Consider the following 23,860-nt stretch of genomic DNA (forward strand, 5'->3'; position numbering starts at 1 on the left):
AACAATAAATATAATATCACGCCTAAATGTGTAGCCTGCCCGAAGAACAACTTATATTTGGATATATTTTTAAACCTGCTGTCATGAAAAAAATATTGTCAACGTTTCTGTTGTTGTATCCCCTGATATTGCTGGCCCAAAGCACCTATACCATCGAAGGAAAGATTGATTCCCTGAAAAACGGTGACAAAATATTTCTATCATATATGTCAGAAAACCGGCGAATTGCTGATTCGGCCCTCGTAAAAGATGGCCGGTTCGTTCTTAAAGGCAACCTGAAATACCCGGTAAATGCTACGCTGTTCCTTAATAAAAATGCCTATGCAACAACTCCTGCGCAGCGGGTTGAAAATTATTTCAATTTTTTTCTGGAGCCTGCCCGTTTTACCCTTACGGCCCGAAGTAGTTCATTAAAGGATATCGTGATCAAAGGTTCTGCGATCAACGATCTGGACAAGGAATTAAGTGCTTTATTAAAACCCACCCATGATAAGCTCAGAGCCCTGGGTGCAGAATTTAAAGCATTGCCAAAAGAAAAACAGCAGGATCAGCAGATACATGATAACATGCAGGCACGTGAGCAGGAGCTGTTTAAGGAATCTCACCGCATTGAACTGGCTTTTATAAAAAAACATCCGGATTCGTATTACAGTTTGATCAGACTGTCGTACATCACCTCTGACCCCGAATTAAATGAAAAAGCGAAAAATGCATTTGCCCGTTTTTCGCCTGCATTGAAAAAAACGCCGATGGGAAAAGGGATTGTTGTGCTACTGGCTGCGCCTGCAAAAACCAAAATCGGCAACCTCGCTCCTGATTTTGAACAAAGCACTCCTGATGGAAAAAAATTAAAGCTATCGCATTTCAGGTCGAAATATGTGCTACTTGATTTCTGGGCAAGCTGGTGCGGCCCCTGCCGCCAGGAAAACCCGAATGTAGCGGCCGCTTACAACCAGTATAAGGATAAAGGATTTACCGTGCTTGGCGTTTCGCTCGATCAGCCCGGTCAAAAAGATGCCTGGCTGAAGGCCATTCAAAAAGATCAGTTAACCTGGCAACAGGTAAGTGATTTGAAAGGATGGGAAAATACAGTAGCCCAAAAGTATGGGGTGCGCTCAATTCCTGCCAATTTCCTGATCGATCCTGCCGGTAAAATTGTTGCCCGCGACCTCCGTGGCAAGGAATTGCAGGATAAACTGGCTGAAATTTTTGCCGGCAAATAAAGCTGCATTTTTGTGACTTTATTTTTTATTTCTTTGCATATCATTTAATAATACATGAATAAACACATTATTGCTTTTGGGCTGTTCATTACGGTCCTGGGCAATTCATTACAAACAGCTGCGCAAAACGCAAAAAGCTGGCAACTTACATCCCCCGATGGAAAAATAACAGTAACCGTTACCGCTGAACCCGGTTTAAGCTGGTCGGTAAAACACGAAAATACTACGGTGCTCGCGCCATCGGCCATAACACTGTCGCTGGCCGGCGGAGAGGTGCTGGGCAAAGAGGCTTCCGTTGCCAACGCAAAAACCACTTCGGTACAATCTTCAATCCCTACGCCCATTTATAAGAAAACCAGCATACCCGATAATTACAACCAGCTGGCCGTTACGTTTAAAAAAAATTACAGCGTTCTTTTCAGAGCTTATAACGATGGTGTAGCCTATCGTTTTGTAACCGGAAGAAAAGACAGCTTGACCATTACCAGCGAAGGTGTGAATCTTAATTTCGACAATGACTATAAAACATTCATACCCTATGTAAGGGAGCCCCGCTATAATGGCGATAAATTTCAAACTTCGTTCGAAGCGCTTTATGATGAAAAAAAGCTGTCGGAATTTAATCGCGATACCATCGGCATGCTGCCGCTGCTGGTTGAGCTGAGCGATGGAAAAAAAGCGGTGTTCACCGAAGCCGACCTGGAGAATTATCCTGGCATGTATGTTCAGTTTAATACACAATCGCAAAACAGTTTGCAGGCCGTTCATGCCCCCTACCCCACGGCCGAAAAATCGCAACGACTAAATTATATAGTAACAGCACGGGCCAATTATATTGCCCGCATAGCCGGCGCCACAAATCTTCCCTGGCGCGCCATTGCGATCAGCACCAGCGATGCAGCTCTTGCCAATAATGACCTTGTATATAAACTGGCTTCGCCATCGCGTATTGCCGATGTATCGTGGATACAACCGGGTAAGGTGGCCTGGGACTGGTGGAACGACTGGAATATTTCGCATGTAGATTTTAAAGCCGGCATTAATACCCCCACGTATAAGTATTATATCGACTTTGCCTCTGCCAACCATATCGAATATATTGTTATGGACGAAGGCTGGAGCGTAAGCACCGACATTACAAAAATATCTCCCCGTATCAACCTGCAGGAAATCATCGATTACGGAAAACAAAAAAATGTAAATGTAATTCTGTGGGCCACCTGGTACGCCCTGCACGACCGGGTCGACAAAGTGTTTGCACAATATGCGGCCATGGGTGTAAAAGGATTTAAAATAGATTTCCTCGACCGCGACGATCAGAAAATGGTATCCTCCGTATACGAGATTGCCAAAGCAGGCGCCGCACATAAATTAATGGTCGACTTTCATGGCATGTATAAGCCAACCGGTTTACAGCGCACGTATCCCAATGTAATAGGCTTTGAAGGCGTACGGGGTATGGAAAATGTAAAATGGGCGCCCAACGATGATGTGCCGCGCTACGATGTAACGCTGCCCTACATACGCATGCTGGGCGGCGCTATGGATTATACACCCGGCGCCATGCGCAATGCCACCAAAGCCGGCTTCAGGCCCATAAACTCAATGCCCATGAGCCAGGGCACCCGCAGCCATCAGATGGCCATGTATGTGGTATTTGAAGCACCGCTGGGCATGTTGAGCGACAACCCCACCGCGTATACCCGCGAGCAGGAATGCACCAATTTCATTGCAGCCGTTCCAACCGTTTTCAATGAAACAAAAGCCCTCGACGGTAAGGTGGGCGAATATGTTTCTATTGCCCGCCGCAAAGGATTGACCTGGTTTGTTGGCGCTATGACCAACTGGACGGCCCGCGACCTGGTAATTGATTTTTCTTTTCTCGATGATGGTATTTATGAAGCCGAGATATTTAAAGATGGCATCAATGCCGACCGTGATGCCACAGACTATATACGCGAAGTGATCACCGTTACAAAGAACGACAAATTAACGGTATCGCTGTCCAATGGCGGAGGCTGGGTTGCGAGAATTTACCCCAAACGATAAAATGACCGATACTAAGTTACTGTTACCCCGCATGGCGGGGTAACAGTAACTGGTAACCAAACTTTCGTTATTGGCCAACCGGGCCGTTTTTCCAGTACTTCACATTTTTCCAGCGGGTTTCAGACCTCGAACCGGAAATATTATATACACCGCATTTAAAATAATGGGTGGTAGCTCCCCGATCGTCGAAAGTACCTTTCAGTACATTGTCGAGATACACATATATTTTACCATTGTCGGCATCATGCTGTACGTTCACATGTATCCATTTATCGTAAGCATTGGTCATTAACGTTTCATTATCGTACCGTTTAATGGTGCCGCTGCCTGCTGCATGAATTTTAAGCATGATGGCCGTTGCATTGGTGACGCCGCCGAATACCTGCATAATGTCGGTTCCTTCTGAGCCTGAAACAATATATACATCACCTTCGAACTGGTGCCTTCCCGATGTATAATTATTATTCATGCGCAGTTCCGAACGTGGACCGGTTGTACAACCTTCGAACTGGCATTCATCACCAGCATAAATCCAGAAATGATGCTCGCCCGAGGAATAACTATACCGGTCTGATTGAGGAAGGTTCCATGGGGTTTGTATAGAATAGGTGTAGGATGTTTGCGTCCAGCCGCTGGTAGGTGCTGCGGCAGCAATGCTTACCTGTTCGGTTTGAACGTTTGAAGTAATTATACTGCTTTCTTTTGTTTGAGCTGCGTTCTTACGGCAGGCGCCCCATAAAAGCACAGAGAGCAATAAAGTACATACAATTACATTTCGGAGCAAAGCCGGCAGGCTGCCCGTAGGTTTTAAATTGTTCATTTGGCAAGTTTTAATGATTAAATAATCTTAATGCGTAACGCATAACGCTCAATGCACAACGCATAACACGAAACGCTTAATGCGTAACGCTCAATGCACCATTAACGCCTAAGGCCTAACGCTTAACGCATCATTAATGCTTAAAGAATGATTAGGACTTTGCGTTCAGCCTTGCGCGTTCAGCTTTTAGCGTTTAGCATTCAGCATTCAGCATTTAGCGTTCAGCATTCAGCATTTAGGTTACAAACAGCCGATATGCCACGAAGTCGTAAACCGGGCGCCACGGTATGTTTCCGCAGTATAGCAGTTATTTATAACGGTTATATAAAATTTAGCAATTCAATACATACAAAGTATGCACAGGTTGGCAATCTATTCGTTTAAATTATCGGGTAAAAAAAAGTAATGTGTAGGCAAATCAACCCTAAAAAAAACTGGTGACCCGTTATTTAATGGGGCCACCAGTTATGGAGATGCGAAAATATGTATTAATAAAAGAATTGCTCCGATACAATTTCACCGTCTTTTACTTTGTACAGCATTACCTGTTTGATCTGAATTCGTCCAAAGCCCTGTACAGTAATATCCTTTTCCCTTCCTACTGCAAAAAAATCGCCGCCCACAATTGGTTCGGATGTATAAAGGCTGTGAGCCGCCTCGATCCGATTCACAAAGTCTTCGCCTTTTTTGCGAACGGCGGCTTTGCCTTCGGCATTTGAAAACCAGGGCGAATGGTCAGGCTCTATACTTTTTACATTATCTGCAAACAGTTCTTCCTGTATCTCGAACCATTTTTCCTGCCGCGCAAGCTCGTTAAACCGGGCCGCCACCTGTTGGGTTGTCAATGCTGTTGTAACCATAATTTATTGATTTATTAATTTTGAGATTTTTGGATTTATTGCTTTAAACAGTAGCCTCCTTTTCTATCTTATCGGGCTTACCTGTGCCTGTAGTAATTAAGCGGAGCAAACTATCATTTATATAGTAGCTCCATCCGTTTGAACAGCCATCGAAACATTCCAGATCGGGCACCAGGCCCAGGTGCCTGAAGCGTAGTTGCGTTTTGTTGCCTTTTTCAACAATTTCAAAACTAATTTTGGTATTCGTCCATTCGCTTTTGTGGTTAACAAAATTTATACTGCTGTCTGTAACAAGCCATACCACTTTTTGGCCGGGAACCACTTCAATCAATCGCTGTTTACTGTAGTGGAGATCTTTATGCCGGTAAATAAACTCATCATTGAGCTTTTCAGTACCGCCTTCAATCATTTCGGACCACCAACCTCTTACATTATTGACGGCATTAAACACTTCTTCGCGGGTTTTATCAACCTGAAGGGTTATGGTAAAATCTGATGTAGTCATATGTTGTATGTTTTTGTTTACATAGCAAAGCTACTGTCTGAATTTCACCTGCCCGGGGGGCTAAATAGACTTTATAGGGGGCTGATTTAGACAAGGGTATTTTCTATCTTTGTAAAAAATAATTTCATGAAACATCTTACCATATTGGTGCCCGACGGAGAAAACAACCTGAGCAGCATAGTAGGTACTTACAAAATATTTACGCGGGCCAATGCGTATTGGAAAGATGCCGATAGCAACCGGAGAAGTAAAAAAGACCTGTTTAAAATTGAGCTGGCCGGCATTTCAAAAAAAGTAGATTTCTACGACGGCTTGTTCACGGTACAACCACATACCCATATTTCAGCCATCACCAAAACCAATCTCATTATCATTCCTTCATTGAATCATAATTACCAAAAAGCAGTGAAGGGCAACCAGGCATTGATCGATTGGGTTGAACAACAATATAAAAACGGAGCAGAAGTAGCCAGTATTTGCACCGGTGCTTTTATGCTGGCCTCATCGGGTTTACTCAATGGTAAAAGTTGTTCTACGCATTGGTCGGCCGCCGATCATTTCCGACGCATGTTCCCGAAAGTAAATCTGCAAACCGATAAACTGATCACTGATGAAAACGGGATCTATACAAATGGCGGTGCTTATTCTTTCCTGAACCTGATGATTTATCTGGTAGAAAAATATTACGACCGGCAAACAGCCATTTTTTGCGCCAAGGTATTTCAGATCGAAATAGACCGGCAAAGCCAGTCGGCATTTACCATATTTGTTGGTCAGAAGTCGCACGGTGATGACATGGTAAAAAAAGCACAGGCCTATATTGAAAGCAACCTCGATGAAAAAATATCTGTTGAACATTTGTCAACTAAGTTCGCTGTGGGCAGGCGCAACTTCGACAGAAGATTTATCAAAGCAACTGGCAATACACCTGTTGAATATTCACAAAGAGTAAAAATTGAAGCAGCCAAAAAAGCATTCGAAACAAGTCGTAAAACAATTAATGAAGTAATGTACGACGTTGGGTATGCCGATGTGAAAGCATTCAGGGAAGTATTCAGAAAAATCACCGGCATGTCGCCACTCGACTACAGAAGCAAATACAATAAAGAAGCGGCCTTATAAGGCACAAGTTAAAAGGCACAAGGAGAAACACAAGGCTCAAGGCTCAAGGCACAAGACGTTCAAATTCCGTCAGCCTGACCGAATCGCAAGACCTTGTACCTTGCAACTTGTACCTTGTACCTTGCGCCTTACTTTATAACTTCACTATTATTTCACGCCCTTTATAAACCACCGTTTTATTAAACTTCGCTGCAGGCGTTGCTCCGGTTCCGTTTTGCTGATTTACGATTACAATATTGAATTTTCTGCTGTTCAGCATGCCGGGAAAACTGCCTCGTTTGTCGCTGATGGTTAGCGTATGCGCCTGATCGTTCCAGCGCAAATCAATTTCAGTATACTGACCTTTTTCATAGTTGTAACCATCATTCTCATCTTCATACAGGGTAAAACCGGCATCAGCGCCGGGATAGATACGAAGCTCCAGGTTATCCCATTTCTTTTCCTGTGCATATTGAACCTTTGGCCCCCAGGGAACGACGGAACCCGCTTTAACGTATAATGGCAATATATCAATGGGTGTAGCCCTGGTTATGGTTTTACCACCGGCTGTAAGCTCACCGGTCCAGAAGTCGAACCACGATGCACCTGCCGGTAAATAAACCATCTGTTCTTTAGTTCCTTTTTCTGTAACCGGTGAAACAAGAAAGGCATTTCCAAACAGGTATTCATTATCAATATCGAGTGCTTTTTTATCGCCGGGGAAATCGCTGTATAATGCCCTGATAATGGAACCCGAATGTGCCGTTACGTTCCAGGCCGTTGCATACAGATAAGGAAGCAAACTATAGCGCAGATTGATGAATTTCTCCTGCACATCAAAAGGCCATTCGCCACGCTGGCCAAACTGGTAAATTTCCCGTGGTATATCGGTGCCGTGTGAACGCATCATAGGCGTAAAAGCAGCGAACTGCATCCAGCGGGTATACAATTCCTGGAAATCAGGATTTTTGGCGCCACCGTCTTTTACAAAAGCACCGGCAAAAAAACCACCGATATCAGTATTCCAGTAAGGAATGCCCGACAGGGAAAAATTTAAACCGGCAGCTATTTGTTTACGAAAGGTGGGCCAGTTGCTTCCTACATCACCGCTCCAGGTATTGGCCCCATAGCGTTGCTGCCCTGCAAATGCCGAACGGGTAAGAATAGAAACGCGTTTGGCTGTAGTAGTTTGCCGTTGATGTGTATATACCCCTCCTACATGCTGCAGGGGAAAAGCATTGCGCACACTGCGCAAACTGCCCAGCCAGGTGGATTGATCAAAATCTTTTTCCTTTTGATTGATATGGTCAGGTTCCGAGCTATCGAGCCACCAGGCATCGATATCCTGCGAAAAAACACCTTTATTGAGATATTCCCAGTAAATATCGCGCGCCACCGGATTATAAGGATCATATGGTTTGGTACCGCTGTTTGGCGGCCAGGTGTCGAAATTGATAAGCATATTCTTTTGCCTGAACTCAGCATACTGTGGTGTAAGCGGACCAAAGCCCGGCCACGATACAATGAACAAATGCGCTTTCATACCATGCACACTATCAACCATCAATTTAGGTTTTGGATAGGTAGCGGGGTCAAAGCTCATCGCATTCCAGTTGCTGTCGCGGCCCCAGTATCGCCAGTCCTGTATAATACCGTCGAGCGGCACTTTCAGGTTGCGGTATTGCCGCACTATATCAACCAGTTCGAATTGTGTTTTATAGCGTTCACGCGATTGATTAAAACCATACACCCACAAAGGCATCATAGGCGCCTGACCGGTGAGCCTGCGCATTTGAGCAATAACGCCATCGGCACTGCCGCCCCGCATGAAATAATAATCCGAGCAATCGCCCACTTCCGAATCGAAGGAGGTTTCCTGCGGATTATCGGTAAAAAGCGTAGGCGAATAATTATCCCAAAAAACGCCGTAGCCTTTGGTTGACTGGAAAAAAGGGATGCATACTTTCATATTGTTCTGCAGCAGGTACAGCTTTTGCCCGCGCTGGTTCATTTTACCGTTCTGTTGCTGCCCCAGTCCATAGATCAGTTCTTCTTTGTCGAGAAAGAAAGCCTGCCGTACATCATACGTATTTTTACCGGCATCATTAACAGCAGTGAACTGTGTTCCATAATCCTTTTCGCCGAATAAAACAGCGCCGCCGGGAATGCTGAAAGTAACCCGGCCTGTTTGCAGGTTTAGGGCCGCCTGTAACGAATCGGTTTGCAGCAATACCTCATTGCCCTGTTGTTGTATGTTGCCACCACCCGCTTCAGGTGTTTTGACAACCGACAGGCTTTCCTTTTTCACCACAACACCTGCAGGCGATTTTAAAACCCTTATTATTTGTGGGCTATACCATTGAAGTTCAATATTGATATCGTTAACGGTGGCCTTGATACCTGTACTTGTTTTGGTAAAAGCCTGGCAAAAAGCTGCCGGAGATAATAACAGCAGCAGCAATACAGTTGCAATCGTTTTCATTATTAACAAGAGAGATTTTTAAAGTGTCAAAGTAACGCTTTTTTATGAAAACTCAGGTTGCAATCGTCAACCTCTTCAGTAATTCTAGTGGTAACAACTCAAAATAACCAAACTATTTGGTGTGCCGAACCTTTGTTCTGATAAATCGGGTTATTTACAGGAAAATGATGCTGGTTTCATAAAAATGGGAGTATATTTCATGAAATATTGAGTGCTCCATGAAATTCTATTTGTCCCTTCTGTTTGCGGTATCCTTTTCCTTCACCTCCCGGTGCCAAACACTTAATGTAAAAAAATTGGACAGTCTGTTTACCATGCTGCAAGATCGTGGCCTGGCAACAGGCAGCGTGGCCATTTCGGTAAACGGAAAACCCGAATACCAAAGAGCTATTGGCTTTGCCCTGATCGACAGCAATAAAAAGATTGTACCCGACATCAACACCAGATACAGGATCGGCTCTGTTTCAAAAATGTTTACAGCAGTAATGATCCTTCAACTGATCGATGAAGGCAAACTTAGCCTTGATGAAAAACTGGCAACATTCTTTCCTCAGTTGCCAAACGCAAATACGATCACTATAAAAGAAATGCTTTATCACAGAAGCGGCTTACATGATTATACCCATGATACAAATTTTCCCGACTGGATGGATAAGCCTAAAACACACGAAGAATTGCTGAAGATAATTGCAGATAAAGGCAAAGACTTTGAACCCGATTCAAAGGCAGAGTATTGCAACACCAATTATCTTTTATTAAGTTATATTATCGAAGCCATTTGCAAAATCCCATATGCACAGGCGCTTGAAAAAAGAATAACATCAAAAATTGGTTTAACCAATACTTACTATGGAAAACCGACAGATATTCGCCGCAAGGAAAGCACCTCATACAAATATTCCGACAGTACATGGAGAAGGGAAAAAGAAACCGACTTAAGCATTCATTCCGGCGCCGGTTCAATTGTATCGACCCCTGCTGATTTAGTTATGTTCATACAAAAAATATTTACCGGCAAGCTCATAAGTCAATCAGCCCTTAACAGTATGACAACAATGGTTGATGATTATGGAATGGGCATGTTCCCTTATAATTTTGATAAAACAACAGGTTACGGACATAATGGAAGAATTGAGGAGTTTTATTCAGCAGTAAGGTATTATCCTTCCAAAAAGCTGGCGGTATGCTATATTACCAATGGAATATTATATCCGAGAATTGACATACTGAATGGAATTTTAAAAATTTGCTTTACTGATCTTTATACAATTCCTTTTTCAGAGTCAGTTGTTTTACAAGGCAGTGATTATGATAAATATACCGGCACCTATTCATCGGGCGACCTTCCGTTTAAAGTAATATGCAGAAAAGAAAATAACAAATTGATTGTAGACGCAGCCGGCAAATCAATAGAGGCTGAACCAATAAGCACCGATTATTTTATGAATGCCAAAACGGGTTCATTCTTTGAATTCAATCCCGGGAAAGGAAGTTTGCAAATAAAGGAAACCGATAATGTTTATTATTTGCAAAAGGATAAATAAACATCTTCAAACCCCACCAGCGGTTTTGGGGTCGTTATTCTATCTATGCCCAGGATTTAGCTCCTTCATTTCAAAATAACATTTTTCACAAAAGGATTAAATAATGAAAGACTACAATGTGTAATAAACAGAAACGCCCCGGACAATCTATTCCCGTGGCGTTTTTTTGTAGTACCTGTTATTTCGTCAATTCACTCTCCTTCATTGTTCAGCTTGCCATCTTTGTCAATCGAAAACCATTTGTTACCAATCATTACCCGGCCAACATTGTCTGAAAATGAAGTGGCATAGTTGAAACGGAATGCAATTACTTCCTTTCCATTTTTATCAATATACCCCCACAGTCCTTTTTTATTGCAAACCGGAGCGATGCCATCACTAAAGCTGCGCGCATTGGAAAACCGCAGTGGAATGAATACTTTACCAGTAGAATCAATAAACCCATAACCATCATTCGAACCAACAACTGCCAACCCTTCGTGAAAAGAATAAACCTCGGAATACTGTGGCTTTACAATCTCAATCCCTTTTTTATCAACAAACCCCCATTTACCGCCAACAGATACGGCGCCTTTGTCTTCTGAAAATGCCATCGCTTCATCATAGATCAATGGAACCAGTAATTTTCCCTCCTCACTTACATATCCGAACTTGCCTGCTTTTTCTACCAGGGCAAGGCCGCAATTGCAGGCATCTACACGGTCGTATTTTTTTGCCCATGGCTGAGCAACGGCGTAAAGACCGGTTGTCAGCAAACATAAAAGTATAGTATACGTTTTCATAAAACATGCTTAAAAATGCAGTGTTAAGGTACATTGGGTAAATGGCAGGGATTATGATTTGCGACAGGAAGAAAGTTGATTCTGGTAAGTTTGCTCATGTTGGCCGCTTTTACGTTTCTTTGCAAAAAACCGGCATATGGCGAATAGTATGATAAAAGTTGGGGAATATAATGTTTTAAAGGTAGCCCGTGGATTTGATTTTGGCCTGTACCTGGGCGAAGGTAAAGATGTGGTGCTGCTGCCTAATCGGTTTGTACCACCCGGCGTGGAGGTTGGCGATACGCTGAAAGTATTTGTTTATCATGATTCGGAAGACCGGCTGATCGCCACTACACAGCAGCCCAAAGGCATTGTTGGCGATATTGTTAACCTTCGGGTAGTATCGGTGACCGGCCATGGCGCATTTATGGACTGGGGCCTGATGAAAGACCTGTTTGTTCCCAAATCAAAACAAATAAGGCCTATGCGCCCCGGCGGATACCATCTCGTAAAAATATACCTCGATGAACAAACCGGCCGTGTAGCCGCCACCGAAAAAATTGAACCTTTTTTAAGCAATGACCAACTTACAGTAAAAGAACTGGATCCGGTAGATTTACTGGTATACCGCCGTACCGATATCGGTTATGTGGTGATCATCAACAACCGGCATACCGGCGTATTACATCTCAGTGATATTTACCAGACTATACAGGAAGGCGACCACCTGAAAGGCTATATCAAAAATATTCGTGAAGACAATAAAATAGATGTAGGAACAGGAAAGGTGGGCTATCAGCGTGTGGAAGATGAAGCCGGCAAAGTGATGCGTTTGCTGAAAGAGAACAACGGAAGCCTGCCCTACAATGACAAATCAAGTCCCGAAGACATTTATGCCTTTTTTGGCATGAGCAAAAAAACCTTCAAAATGACAACGGGCAATCTTTATAAAAACAGAAAGATCGTTTTTACCGAAACGGGCATTAAAGTGGCTGAAGAATAATGAAACACCTTCCACAAAAACACAAAACCCGCTCTGGCAGCGGGTTTCGTGTTTAAAATGTATTTGTAACGCGGCCAATTATTCTGTTCGGCCTTCCAGTGCCAGGTAAAACGCATACTGCCAGGCTTTTTCTTTCAGGTAATCAAAACGGCCCGAAGCCCCGCCATGCCCCGCATCCATATTTATTTTAAACAGCAGTTTATTGTTGTCTGTTTTCAGCTCGCGTAGTTTGGCCACCCATTTGGCCGGTTCAAAATATTGCACCTGCGAATCGTGCAAACCGGTTGTCACCAGCATATTGGGATAAGCCTTCTTTTCAACATTGTCGTACGGAGAATAGGATTTCATATAAAAATACTCTTTACTGACAGCAGGATTTCCCCACTCCTTATACTCGCCCGTGGTGAGCGGAATAGAGGGATCCGACATGGTAGTGATCACATCTACAAAAGGCACATCAGCCACTACCCCATGCCACAAGTCGGGACGGAAATTAACAATCGCGCCCATCAGCAATCCACCGGCACTGCCTCCATTGGCATACAGGTGTTCTTTGACGGTATATTTCTCTTTGATCAGGAATTCGCCGCAATCGATAAAGTCAAAAAAAGTATTCTTCTTATAAAACAGGTGCCCCTGGTCATACCATTGGCGGCCCATTTCCTGACCGCCCCGCACATGCGCAATGGCATATATAAAGCCCCGGTCGAGCAAACTGATGATATTACTGTTAAAAGAGGGCGAAATGCTGGCACCGTAAGAACCATACGCGTATAGCAACAAAGGATTGCGGCCATCTTTTTTCATGCCTTTTTTATAAACCAGCGAAATGGGCACTTTTACTCCATCCCGTACCGTAGCCCATAAGCGTTCAGAAGTATAATCGGCTGCATTAAAGCCACCCAGTACTTCTGTTTGCTTTTTCAATTCACGTTGTTGGGTATCCATGTTAAAATCATAGATCGAACCGGGCGTGGTCATAGAAGTATAGTAGAAGCGAAGAACATTCGTATTATAATCCGGATTTACATTCGGGAAAGAAGCATATACTGTTTCGGGGAAGGTAATATAATAATCTTTATGAGCAGCGAGGTTAATAACACGAAGCTGGTTCAATGCATCTTTCATTTCGGCCAGCACCAGATGATTTTTAAATACCAGCAGGTTCGAGATATATACATTTTTTCGATGTGATATCACTTCCTTCCAGTTTTCTTTACCTGTTTTTAATTCAGGGGTTTCCATCAGGCGAAAGTTCGGCGCATTCCAGTCGGTCAGTACATAAAATTTGTCGTTGAAATGCTCGATCCTGTATTGAAAGTTTTCTTTGCGTGGTTCAAATACTTTAAAAGCGCCGGCAGGATGGGCCGCTTCCAGCAGGCGGTATTCGGTAGATACCTCGTTCATGCTGGAAACAATCGCAATGTACTTCTTCGATTTGGTGCGGTATACGCCAATGTAAAAGCGATTGTCTTTTTCCTCGTATACCATCACGTCATTGGAAGGATCAGTACCCAGCTCATGCCGCCAAACCTGATAGCCGAGTAAAGTAGTCACATCTTTCCTGATGTAGAAAACGGTTTTATTATCAGCACACCAGGCAATATCATCTCCCTCAACATTGGCAATAGTTTCGGGGTATTCCGTACCTGTCACGAGGTTTTTGATCCGCAGGCCATAGAGCCTTCTGCTCACCGAATCCACCGTAAAGGCAAGCAGCTCATTGTTATCACTAACAGAACGGCCACCAATTGAAAAGTACTTAAACCCTTCGGCCATTATATTCTGGTCGATCATGATCTCTTCAGGTGCTTCCAGCGTTTCTTTTTTGCGGCAGAAAACAGGATATTGTTTGCCTTCCTCGTAGCGGGAATAATACCAGTAGCCATTGTCTTTATAGGGCAGAGATTCATCTTTTTCTTTGATGCGGCCCTTCATTTCTTTAAACAGCTTTTCCCGCAGTTCCTTTGTGCCGCTCATCAGGGTGTCGAGGTAAGCATTTTCAGCCTTCAGGTAGTTCAGCACTTTCTCATTGTCGCGCTGGTTCAGCCAGTAATAATCATCAATGCGCTTATCGCCATGAGCAATAAATTCTTTGGGCTCTTTTTCCACCGAAGGAGGCTTAACTCCTTCGGGCAATTGAAATGTATCCATAGTATGGGAAGGTAAATTAAAGGCCGATAAATAAACAGCCATCAGCAATAATACTATATTTCTCATGCGGTAGTGTTCAGATATATTGAAAATACTGCATCTGCTTTTACTATTTGCTGCCGTTCATAAATAAATTAATGGTAATGCCCTGTTTTATCACATTTTACCGATTATCCGGCCAAACTTTGTATATTCCGCCATTTGTATCTATAGGCATTTTACATACCAAGCTGCAGGCAAATGAAATATTTTAAAATACTTTACGTACAGGTGATAATCGGAATTATTGCGGGGGTATGCGTGGGATGGTTATTCCCCGCTTTCTCTGCTACCGCAAAACTGATTAGCGACACGTTTATCAACATGATACGGATGGTGATAGCCCCGGTGATCTTTTTTACCATTATATCGGGCATAGCGGGCGCCGGTAATATGAAAAAAGTAGGAAGAGTAGGCCTAAAAGCGTTAATCTATTTTGAGATAATTACAACACTTGCTTTGATAATTGGTTTAATAACGGCCAATATTGTAAAGCCCGGAAAAGGTATAGCTATTCCCCATACAGCCACTAAGCAGGTTACTGAAATATCGGAGCAGGCAAACGCTATGAACTGGGGAGAGTTTTTTTCGCATATAGTTCCATCAAATATTATAGAGGCATTTGCAAAAGGCGATATTTTGCAAATATTATTTTTCAGCATTTTATTCGCCGTCGGTTTAAAAATGTTGGGGCATGCAGGAGAAAGCCTGCTGGTTAGCTTTGAGAAAATAAACAAGGTGCTGTTTAATATCTTAAAGCTGATAATGAAACTGAGTCCCCTGGGCGCCTTTGGAGGCATGGCGTATACGATTGGGAAGTTTGGTTTTTCTACATTGGCCATATTGGGTAAAATGTTGCTTACGTTCTATTTTACCGGCATCCTGTTCATATTTGTAGTATTGCATTTGATCTGTCGCTATTACAAAATCAATTTGTGGAAGCTGTTGGGCTATATTAAAGAAGAAATTTTAATTATATTAGGTTCCAGCAGCAGCGAAGCTGCGCTGCCTTCGGTAATGCAAAAACTGGTAGCGGCCGGTTGCGAAAAAGAAGTGGTTGGGTTGGTTATTCCTACCGGGTATAGTTTCAATTTAGATGGCACCACCATTTACCTTAGCATGGCTGTAATTTTTCTGGCGCAGGCATATGGCGTTGATCTTTCCTTAACACAACAACTCACGATTATTGGCATACTGCTGCTTACCAGTAAAGGCGCTGCGGGTGTAACAGGCAGTGGATTTATTGTATTGGCATCTACACTTACTACGTTGAAGGTAATTCCGCTCGAAGGCCTGGCTTTGTTAATCGGTATTGACCGGTTTATGAGCGAAGGGCGCGCCATCATCAATTTTATTGGTAACACCATTGCTACAGTGGTTATAGCAAAAAGCGAAAAGGTGCTTGATATGAATGTATACCAACAGGTAGTTGACTTAAAAATGCCATCGCCCGAAACCGAATCTGTTTTGGTTAAAGCTTCTTAATTGAGCTACGGGCACAAAAAAACACGGCCACACTTAATGGCCTGGCAGTTTGGCCCCACCACTCTCCTTTGGCTGTTTCAATTGCTCATGGCGAATGCGGCTTAATGTTTCCCTCGAAACGCCGAGGTACGAGGCTACCATGTGCAGCGGCACGCGGCTGAATACATCGGGGAAGGACGCAATAAAGTCGTTGTATTTTTCTTCGGAAGTATAACTGAGTGTTTTCAGCAAGCGGTCACGGGTATCGTCGAGCGTGCTGGAAATAAGTTTGTCGGTAAACAACTTAAAAGCCGGAACAGCCTGTAGCAATTGACCCAGGTTGGGGCGGGTCCACAATACCACTTCGGTATTTTCAAGGGCCTCTATATGATACCTCGAAGGAACGTTCTGGTTAAAGCTTTCCGGATCGGTAGTCCACGAGTTTTCGGGTGAAAAACGCATTATGTATTCCGAGCCGTCGTCTTTCAACCGGTAGGTTTTTAATAAACCTTTACCCACAAATATCTTATACTGGCAAATTTCTCCTTCGTGCAGCAGTAATTGCCGCCTGCGCACCTTTTTTGGTGTACACAGCGAACGCATCAGCTTCAGTTCGTCTGCTGTAAACTGGCCCCTGGCAGTAATATAGGATTCAAAACGCTCGATCATCAATTAACCGGTAAAGCTTACCTGACAAATTTACGTCAAATGATGTCAAATGACCTCAAAAAACGGTGTCAAATCTCCTTGTTTTAAGGGCACATACCGGCTGAAATTTGTACAGGCAATTCAATCCCACTATTATTCAATTTTAAAATAAACGAAACATGCGAATTTTTGTTACAGGCGCTACCGGTTTTGTTGGTTCAGCCGTGGTACAGGAATTAATCAAGGCAGGTCACCAGGTATTAGGTTTAGCCCGATCAGAAGCTTCGGTGCAATCTTTACTAAAAGCCGGCGCCGAAGTTCACCGGGGATCGCTCGAAGATCTTGACAGTCTGAAAAAAGGAGCTGCCGAATCGGATGGTGTGATTCATACCGCTTTTATTCACGACTTTTCCAATTTCGGCCCCAGCTGTGAAACCGATGGCCAGGCCATCGAGGCCATGGGCTCAGTATTAGCCGGTTCAAACCGGCCATTCATCATTACCTCAGGCACTGCGGTAGTACGCGGTAATGGCATCATTACAGAAAACAATGTAGTTACTATGAGCAACGCCGCCACGCCAAGGGCCGCCACGGAAGAAGCTGCTGCCACCGTAACCAAATGGGGCGTGCATACTTCCATAGTAAGGCTGCCGCCTTCGGTTCACGACAAAGGTGATCATGGCTTTATTCCAATAGTGATTAAAGTTGCGCGTGATAAGGGCGTATCGGCCTATATTGGCAATGGACAAAATCGCTGGCCGGCAGTGCACCGGCAGGATGCTGCCCGGGTTTTCAGGCTGGCTTTGGAAAAGGCCGCACCCAATGCAACCTATCATGCCATAGGCGATGAAAGCATACCTGTGCGCGATATTGCCGAAGTGATCGGCAGGCATTTGAACCTTCCCGTGGTATCGAAGACGGCAGAAGAAGCAGCCGAACACTTTGGCTGGCTGGGCGCTTTTTTAGCATTTGATGTACCGGCTACGGCCATTCGTACACAGCAGGAACTGCAATGGCAACCATCACACCCCGGACTAATCGCCGATCTGAACATGGGTCACTATTTTAATAACTGATAATATGCAGATCGAAAAGAGGTTGCCTTCAAAAATACCGGGGCAGCCTCTTTGTTTTTATCAAACTTTTAAAACTCAGCAATCAGGGAAAGCCATCTTGCTGCGGGTGCACCCCATACTTCTTTATAAGTGGCTGTATTAAACTGCGGCCAATAAGGTGTATCCTCATTAAACCTCGATTGCATACCAACAGGAATACCTCCCACCGTTTCGCCAGGCAATGCGGTATATAGCTGAGGATAATTACTTCCTTCGCCCCAAATCAATGACTGACCAAAAGGATTTTTTCCTACAATCCAGAACAATTGCTGTTCGGCAATATTCATCAGTTCTTTGTCTTTCAAAAATTTGCCGCAAAGTGCAGCCGCTTTGCCTGTTGACAGTTGAACAGCAGCATTTCCTCTAAAGGAGAACCACACGGGAAAAATGCGCAGGTAATGGTCATCATCCAATTTAAAACCATTATCAAGCTGCTCTTTATAATCATTGGCTGCGCCACTGAAAATGCCCACCTGTACTTTGTAAAAATTAACTGAATCCTTTATTTCATCTGTTTTATACACACCACTGGGCACCAAACCATAGGGTTCAACATAGCGCATAATCGTTTTGAGATATTCTCCATACATCCTGATAGATGCTGACCATTTGCTGTAGTCGGGATAATCAGGTTGCGTTTCGCAAAGCGCTGTCAGCGCCTGCATGTACACCATGTCGCGCGACTGATGCGTGTAATGAACAATGGATTTTTTATTCAGATCGCGATAAAAGAAACCTTTGATTTTATTTTTATCCTGAAGCGGTTCTGTTCGCTGACATTGCAAAGTATATTGAATGGCTTTGGCTGCTTCAGTTGCGTAATATTTGTCGCCGGTTAATTTGTATAGCAAACTTGCGGCAAAAGAAATATTAGCCGAATACTGGCTGTTGGAAGCCATGGCTGCATGGTCGCCCCCGCCGCCGATACTACTCAAATCATTAAATCCGAGGCTATCGAAACGTTTTTTCGCAAAAGCAAAATCTTCTATAGCCACCTTACGCAGATTTTCTTTGAGCATCGGGTCATTTTCTATGATCATAGATGCAAAGGCTTCGATGCCGGAAAAAACAAAGTTTTCGAAAGCCCGGTTGTGCACATGTACTTTACGCCTCATCGTAGAATCATCCCCGGTGCCAATAAAACCATCCGTCCATAAATTGGTGCCCCAGGTTTGGGCACGATAACCGTTACCAAACCGCGATTTAAGAATACAATCAATACCCCATTCTGCTTCTTCCTGCAGCCTCAGAAAAAGTTCTTTATTATTTTTTTCTTTAGCCCTGTTTGCCATTTCGAGCAACGAATAAATTATTTCTCCCGATTGAAGTACCTGTTGCGACATATCAGCGGCATCATGCCAGCCACCATTAAAAGGAAAAATTTTACCATCAAAAGTTGCAGTAAGGTCACTGTGACAAACGCCGTGTTTACCGGGAACCGCATAACCACAACGTTCACAAAAAATAAAGTTCAGCATACGCCATGCAGAATTGTCCCAAATGTTGCGGTTTATATAGAAAGGCCTGCACGTAACATCGCCAACACGAATAAAGTATTGTCCTTCCTTTTTAAAATCACTGAAATTAATCGTTTCAAATGTGCCGATAGTTGTTTTCTTTGAGTTGATATTGCCTTCATACGCCACACTGTTGGTTACATTATCTACCAGTTGAAATTTTCCATTATGATTACTCACTCGCACTATGGCCGTTTTTTCACTTTCCACACCGTAACCCGTAGTGGAATATATAATGCGATTTTCAGCAGGCATCCAGCCACTGACTACTTCGGGATGCTCAATTGTTTGCAATGACACCGCATCAATATCAAATTTCAGCGAATCACCCATGGTGCGTTCTTTTCCAAAAACTTCTATAGCGAAGGATATTTTTGTTACTTTATCACGAGCCAGTTCGCTCATTTCTACAAAACATTCATTCCACTGACCATTGATTAAATTAATTTCATGATAGCCTTCACGACCATATTTGTCGGGCACTTTTATTGTACCATCATTCTCTACATATAAATTAAGATAAATGCTGCGAGCGCCTTCACAATTCGGGTATATGTAAAAGTGAATGCGATTATACTTTTCCCAATTTACACCACCAACATCAAAGCTTGCCAAAGACGTACCGAAGCCTAAACCCCAGCCAAGGAATTGAGGATAAGTTGAAGGCGCTACCAACCTCATGCTATGTTTTCCTGAAATACTTCTATCAGTTGTGAGCGACATGCCGCCGATTCCTTTATGAGACCACTTGCTGAGATCTTCCATATCGCAAAGCATGTTCGAAACCAATACTTTTTTGGTAAGACCAAAAGATTCAAAAGACTTGCTGTAGTCAAGCGTTAGCGGGCTATGCACATACCCCGTATTGCGAATATCTTCTTTTAATGTCGAATCAATTTGCGCAAGTAATAAACCGAAGGGGCATACGAACAACAATGCCGATGCTACTATTTTTTTCATAATCATTCAGTAAATGAGGTTAAATCGCGGTATCCTGTTTAAGACGTCGACAATCATTTGAAGATAGGAAACATATAAGATTGTGCAAATTGTAATTCCCTGGCAGGATTCAGAACCAATGAAGTGTGAAACTCAATGATTTATTAAATGTATGCAATCAGATAGCGCCACAAACATGCCCCACATAAAAACAAAACGAACCGGCGCATGTACCGGTTCGTTGTTGTAATAAGATTGAAATAATACTTTACAATCTGGAAATCATAACATCTTCCACTACCCTCGATGTTGTTTTGATTTTATATTGTTCCAATGATCTTGTTCCTACTCTCAACTTAATGTTATACTCGGTGATATTATTGGTTTTTGGAAATCTGATCCTTGAATGAAAGCCTGTTTTATCAATCTCCTTTCTGTACAGCTCATCCCCGCGTTCGTTTTCAATGACCAGTACAAGTCTTTTAGCTTCTTCATTGGATACTTTCACCTCAACCAGTAATTCGTCATCCGTAGTACCCGCCATGTTAATTTCCATTTGATCTGCCTTTGCTTTATCTCCATCATGCCAGGGCAATGCCTGTGCAAATGGAGCGATGGTTATCATAACGGCCAATAACACTAACTTAATAAAACGGTTGATACTGTTTGTCTTGCTCATATATTAACATTTATTGTTACAAATAGGAGGCAAACAATCTTCGTTACGTTATACGCCCGCAAAGTTAGCACGCTGTTTAACATAGCAATATATGCGAAGCAACCTTAATGCATTGTTGATGATGAGGTAATAAGAAGATAACACCCGCGTAAGATTTACTTAACCGGCCATCTTAAAATAAAGAATCCGAAGACGGGGAAGATGAATTTGGGGATGCATTTATGCGTTAACTATGATGATACTTTTCATTTCGCAGAATAGTGCAGGCCCGGTATAGCTGTTCGGCCAGAATTAAACGAACCAGCTGGTGAGGGAAAACCAGTTTTGATAATGACCAGGTAAGATTGGCTCTTTTAAAAACGGGGTCGTCAACACCATATACCCCGCCGATAAGGAAAATCAGCGTTTTAGTACTTTCATTGGCGCGACTTTGTAAAAACTCAGCCAATCCTTCAGAGGTAAGTGATTTGCCCCGCTCGTCGAGCAGCACGAGGTAATCGTCTTTTTTCAGCCATTCCAGAATGGTTTCCCCTTCTTTCTTTTTCAGGTCCATTTCGCTGAGCATGCCGGCATTTTTAGGGGTAGGAATGATGTTCCATTCAACCGGAAAGTATTTAGATACCCGGCGGGTGAAATCTTCGATCCCTTCCTTTACATAAGCTTCATGGTTTTTACCGATTGACCAGCATTGAATTTTCATAATAACCGAATTGAAAGATTCATTAATCTGAGGGCAAATATTTTACAAATTTGCCTTTTTTGCCGCAACCGGCCGCAATCTGTTTGAATTTGGTAAAAAATGTAAAAAGCCTTCATTTTTAGTTTGGTGCGAACGGAAAAAACCCTATTTTTGCCGCCCATTCGAGAAAATGGACGGCCCCGTAGCTCAATTGAATAGAGCATTTGACTACGGATCAAAAGGTTTCAGGTTTGAATCCTGACGGGGTCACAAAAGAAATAAGATGCCTTCAAATTCATTGAGTTTGAAGGCTTTTTTTATGTTCGAGAATTAAATTCTTTTTCAATAATGTCGGTATTTTGATGTGCAGGTGACTGGTTAAAGATCTGTGTCATCAAATTATACAATTCGGGATGCTTTTGATTAAACCTTTCAGGCGCTTCAAAAAAGTATTCAGATGCAACAGCAAAAAACTCAGCTTCATTTTTTGAGCCATAAATATTAATATCTGATTGGCCAGCTTTGATGGCTACAATATTTTTTGCCATCAATTGAAGCCAGGGGATAGCAAATTGCCTTTTCAGCAATGCTTCCGGTAATCCATCAACAGCGCCGTCTTCTTTATCAAGTAAATGAACAAATTCATGAATGCCGGTATTTTCTGTTCCCGATGCATTGACAAAACCGCTGCGTAATGCAGGTTTAGATAAGATCATGGTTCGTTGCATAGCCCCATCGCCAACCATACCTAATACGTGACGGTCTGCATCTTTTGATAAAAAACTGATCTCATTAAACGCATCAGGATAAAGAAGCACTTCCCCCAGGTTATAATACCGCCATTCGGGAAAGCCAAATATCGGGATTACTCCACTGCACGCTACTAATAACTTATCGAGGTCATCAACGTTTGTATTAACCCCTGTAATACTGATGTAGCCAAGGAATTCTTTTATTTTTTCTTCAAAACGAATTTTTCCTTCCTCATCAAGTGCACGATAAAAAGCCACGTGCTCCAACAATACTTTTTTATAGCCGGTTGGCAGAACCGCCTTTTTTACCGGACGTTTATAGAATGCAAAAACAACTACAATCAGGGCAATTATTATCAATGTGAGGATCGGCGCCATAACTCATTTGTTCTTTAAAACACAATAAATGTAGAACAATAACAGCTATGCCCGGCGTATAGTTTAACCCTACCTGCCTTTTGCCTGGTCCCAGCTCAAAGTCATTATGGTGCTAACTATATAGGCAACCTGTTTGCCAGCGCCATTAGTAATAATACAGGAATATACACTGATCGTTTTTACTGATTGTATGGGTTTTGCATGAGCAATCAGTGTATCTTGCCAAACCGGTCTGAGAAAGTTGATTTTCAGATCCACACTGGTAAAACTACCGTTTTCTTCAATTCGTGTGGAATGGGCTGTGCCAGATAGTGTGGAGTATAAGGAAACCTACAATTAGCGGTTTTATCTTATATAATAGCCTCAAATCCTCCCATAATAGGTTTGAAGCAATTCCAATCCGGATCACCAGACAGGACAAGACGGATTTCTTCCTCTTGTCCTGTTTCTTTTTTGGCCCGAAACCCGCACCCAGACTGTATATCAGCGAAACGACTTCATTCAGCCTGGCGGTTCGAACTCCAAATCCGTCAATCGTCAAATTTTCGGGGTATATCGAACCAATTATTTCCCGTTTTTTTACAATGAAAGACTTAAAAATCTTGTTACACAGACTATAAATGTAGAAGAACCACCAGGATGGAGAAAAACTGTATTTGCAATTGGTGGACTGAGTGAGATTGGATTTTCAAAACAGCACCCAAATCTATTATTAGTAATTTCAAGTCAAGGAAGAGGAATAATTGACTGTCAACGTTCCGAACTAATAGAGAGAGAGATTATGATACAAATTGGGATTGGATAGATTCATATGAATTGACTGCTCAAGGACTAGGAATTTTATCGAATGAAAAAATCTTGGTTAGCGGACTTCACGGAGGAGGATTGTCTTTAATGAATAAAAGTGGTGATAGTCTTTTATTTATGGCAACAAAATGGCCATTAATCGATATAATATTTGAACCTAATTTTAAAAGTATTTACAAAGAAAATCAAGCAAAAGAATGTTTTAGAGTTTTTCACGATTATGAATTACGTACATATGGATTTTCTTACAATGGTGAAACTTTATCTATAGTAATCTTTTTTATGTTAGGTGATTTGCTACATTTATAGCCACCAGATAATTTCTCTTAATGCGTTATAGC

Annotated in this window: 19 protein-coding genes, 1 tRNA gene and 1 pseudogene; 9 read left to right on the top strand and 12 right to left on the bottom strand. The window is 42.7% G+C overall.

The genetic code is table 11. The annotated features are described in order from the left end of the window. Positions 1 to 83: 83 nt before the first annotated feature. The gene (locus AC59IL_RS31185; protein WP_496556168.1) at positions 84 to 1,223 is read left to right on the top strand and encodes a redoxin domain-containing protein; all 1,140 of its coding nucleotides are present in this window, start codon (positions 84 to 86) and stop codon (positions 1,221 to 1,223) included. Between the two features lie 54 nt (positions 1,224 to 1,277). After that, positions 1,278 to 3,272: a retaining alpha-galactosidase gene (locus AC59IL_RS31190; protein ID WP_496556169.1), complete on the top strand. Its 1,995-nt coding sequence runs from the start codon at positions 1,278 to 1,280 to the stop codon at positions 3,270 to 3,272. 67 nt (positions 3,273 to 3,339) lie between these two features. Here the strand turns inward: AC59IL_RS31190 and AC59IL_RS31195 are convergent, their stop codons facing one another. The 3 genes from AC59IL_RS31195 to AC59IL_RS31205 form a co-directional block, all read right to left on the bottom strand. Continuing rightward, positions 3,340 to 4,092 carry a polysaccharide lyase family 7 protein gene (locus AC59IL_RS31195; RefSeq protein ID WP_496556170.1) on the bottom strand — a complete coding sequence of 251 codons (753 nt, stop codon included), beginning with the start codon at positions 4,090 to 4,092 and terminating at the stop codon, positions 3,340 to 3,342. A 488-nt stretch (positions 4,093 to 4,580) separates the two neighbouring features. After that, positions 4,581 to 4,952 (bottom strand): SnoaL-like domain-containing protein, encoded by a 372-nt coding sequence (locus tag AC59IL_RS31200; protein WP_496556171.1) that lies wholly within the window; start codon positions 4,950 to 4,952, stop codon positions 4,581 to 4,583. A 43-nt stretch (positions 4,953 to 4,995) separates the two neighbouring features. Next, positions 4,996 to 5,457: an SRPBCC family protein gene (locus tag AC59IL_RS31205; protein ID WP_496556172.1), complete on the bottom strand. Its 462-nt coding sequence runs from the start codon at positions 5,455 to 5,457 to the stop codon at positions 4,996 to 4,998. 126 nt (positions 5,458 to 5,583) lie between these two features. On the opposite strand from AC59IL_RS31205, the gene AC59IL_RS31210 reads away from it, so the two are divergent. Then, positions 5,584 to 6,579 carry a GlxA family transcriptional regulator gene (locus AC59IL_RS31210; protein ID WP_496556173.1) on the top strand — a complete coding sequence of 332 codons (996 nt, stop codon included), beginning with the start codon at positions 5,584 to 5,586 and terminating at the stop codon, positions 6,577 to 6,579. A 133-nt stretch (positions 6,580 to 6,712) separates the two neighbouring features. Here AC59IL_RS31210 and AC59IL_RS31215 read toward each other — a convergent pair whose 3' ends face one another. Then, positions 6,713 to 9,040 (bottom strand): glycoside hydrolase family 31 protein, encoded by a 2,328-nt coding sequence (locus AC59IL_RS31215; RefSeq protein ID WP_496556174.1) that lies wholly within the window; start codon positions 9,038 to 9,040, stop codon positions 6,713 to 6,715. 314 nt (positions 9,041 to 9,354) lie between these two features. On the opposite strand from AC59IL_RS31215, the gene AC59IL_RS31220 reads away from it, so the two are divergent. Continuing rightward, positions 9,355 to 10,584 (top strand): serine hydrolase domain-containing protein, encoded by a 1,230-nt coding sequence (locus AC59IL_RS31220; protein ID WP_496556175.1) that lies wholly within the window; start codon positions 9,355 to 9,357, stop codon positions 10,582 to 10,584. A gap of 191 nt (positions 10,585 to 10,775) precedes the next feature. Here AC59IL_RS31220 and AC59IL_RS31225 read toward each other — a convergent pair whose 3' ends face one another. Then, a complete protein-coding gene (locus AC59IL_RS31225) occupies positions 10,776 to 11,366 on the bottom strand; it encodes a WG repeat-containing protein (RefSeq protein WP_496556176.1) in 591 nt (196 codons plus the stop codon). A 136-nt stretch (positions 11,367 to 11,502) separates the two neighbouring features. Here AC59IL_RS31225 and AC59IL_RS31230 point away from each other — a divergent pair, with 136 nt between their 5' ends. After that, positions 11,503 to 12,348 (top strand): CvfB family protein, encoded by an 846-nt coding sequence (locus AC59IL_RS31230; RefSeq protein ID WP_496556177.1) that lies wholly within the window; start codon positions 11,503 to 11,505, stop codon positions 12,346 to 12,348. 78 nt (positions 12,349 to 12,426) lie between these two features. Here AC59IL_RS31230 and AC59IL_RS31235 read toward each other — a convergent pair whose 3' ends face one another. Then, positions 12,427 to 14,568: a S9 family peptidase gene (locus AC59IL_RS31235; protein WP_496556178.1), complete on the bottom strand. Its 2,142-nt coding sequence runs from the start codon at positions 14,566 to 14,568 to the stop codon at positions 12,427 to 12,429. 174 nt (positions 14,569 to 14,742) lie between these two features. On the opposite strand from AC59IL_RS31235, the gene dctA reads away from it, so the two are divergent. After that, on the top strand, positions 14,743 to 16,026 hold the full coding sequence (gene dctA, locus AC59IL_RS31240; RefSeq protein WP_496556179.1) for a C4-dicarboxylate transporter DctA: 1,284 nt from the start codon (positions 14,743 to 14,745) through the stop codon (positions 16,024 to 16,026). Between the two features lie 33 nt (positions 16,027 to 16,059). On the opposite strand, the gene AC59IL_RS31245 is transcribed toward dctA, so the two are convergent. After that, positions 16,060 to 16,674, bottom strand: a complete 615-nt coding sequence (locus AC59IL_RS31245) for a Crp/Fnr family transcriptional regulator (RefSeq protein WP_496556180.1) — start codon at positions 16,672 to 16,674, stop codon at positions 16,060 to 16,062. A gap of 158 nt (positions 16,675 to 16,832) precedes the next feature. Between AC59IL_RS31245 and AC59IL_RS31250 the strand changes: the two genes are divergently transcribed. Continuing rightward, positions 16,833 to 17,729, top strand: coding sequence for an SDR family oxidoreductase (locus tag AC59IL_RS31250; protein WP_496556181.1), 897 nt, complete (start codon positions 16,833 to 16,835; stop codon positions 17,727 to 17,729). 68 nt (positions 17,730 to 17,797) lie between these two features. Here AC59IL_RS31250 and AC59IL_RS31255 read toward each other — a convergent pair whose 3' ends face one another. From AC59IL_RS31255 to AC59IL_RS31265, 3 genes are all read right to left on the bottom strand, one after another. Beyond that, on the bottom strand, positions 17,798 to 20,245 hold the full coding sequence (locus AC59IL_RS31255; RefSeq protein WP_496556182.1) for a glycoside hydrolase family 9 protein: 2,448 nt from the start codon (positions 20,243 to 20,245) through the stop codon (positions 17,798 to 17,800). Positions 20,246 to 20,492: 247 nt separating this feature from the next. Continuing rightward, on the bottom strand, positions 20,493 to 20,903 hold the full coding sequence (locus AC59IL_RS31260; RefSeq protein ID WP_496556183.1) for a hypothetical protein: 411 nt from the start codon (positions 20,901 to 20,903) through the stop codon (positions 20,493 to 20,495). A gap of 226 nt (positions 20,904 to 21,129) precedes the next feature. Next, positions 21,130 to 21,603, bottom strand: coding sequence for a 23S rRNA (pseudouridine(1915)-N(3))-methyltransferase RlmH (locus AC59IL_RS31265; protein WP_496556184.1), 474 nt, complete (start codon positions 21,601 to 21,603; stop codon positions 21,130 to 21,132). Between the two features lie 175 nt (positions 21,604 to 21,778). On the opposite strand from AC59IL_RS31265, the gene AC59IL_RS31270 reads away from it, so the two are divergent. Continuing rightward, a tRNA-Arg gene (locus tag AC59IL_RS31270) sits at positions 21,779 to 21,852 on the top strand. 47 nt (positions 21,853 to 21,899) lie between these two features. On the opposite strand, the gene AC59IL_RS31275 is transcribed toward AC59IL_RS31270, so the two are convergent. Next, entirely contained in the window at positions 21,900 to 22,694 is a 795-nt protein-coding gene (locus AC59IL_RS31275; RefSeq protein ID WP_496556185.1) for a M90 family metallopeptidase, read from the bottom strand. 87 nt (positions 22,695 to 22,781) lie between these two features. Continuing rightward, positions 22,782 to 23,015 (bottom strand): annotated as a pseudogene (locus tag AC59IL_RS31280) (PaaI family thioesterase); the annotation flags it as partial. Positions 23,016 to 23,528: 513 nt separating this feature from the next. Here AC59IL_RS31280 and AC59IL_RS31285 point away from each other — a divergent pair. Then, entirely contained in the window at positions 23,529 to 23,828 is a 300-nt protein-coding gene (locus AC59IL_RS31285) for a hypothetical protein (RefSeq protein ID WP_496556186.1), read from the top strand. Positions 23,829 to 23,860: the final 32 nt, after the last annotated feature.

It is taken from the genome of Niastella sp. sgz303648, from assembly GCF_059587045.1.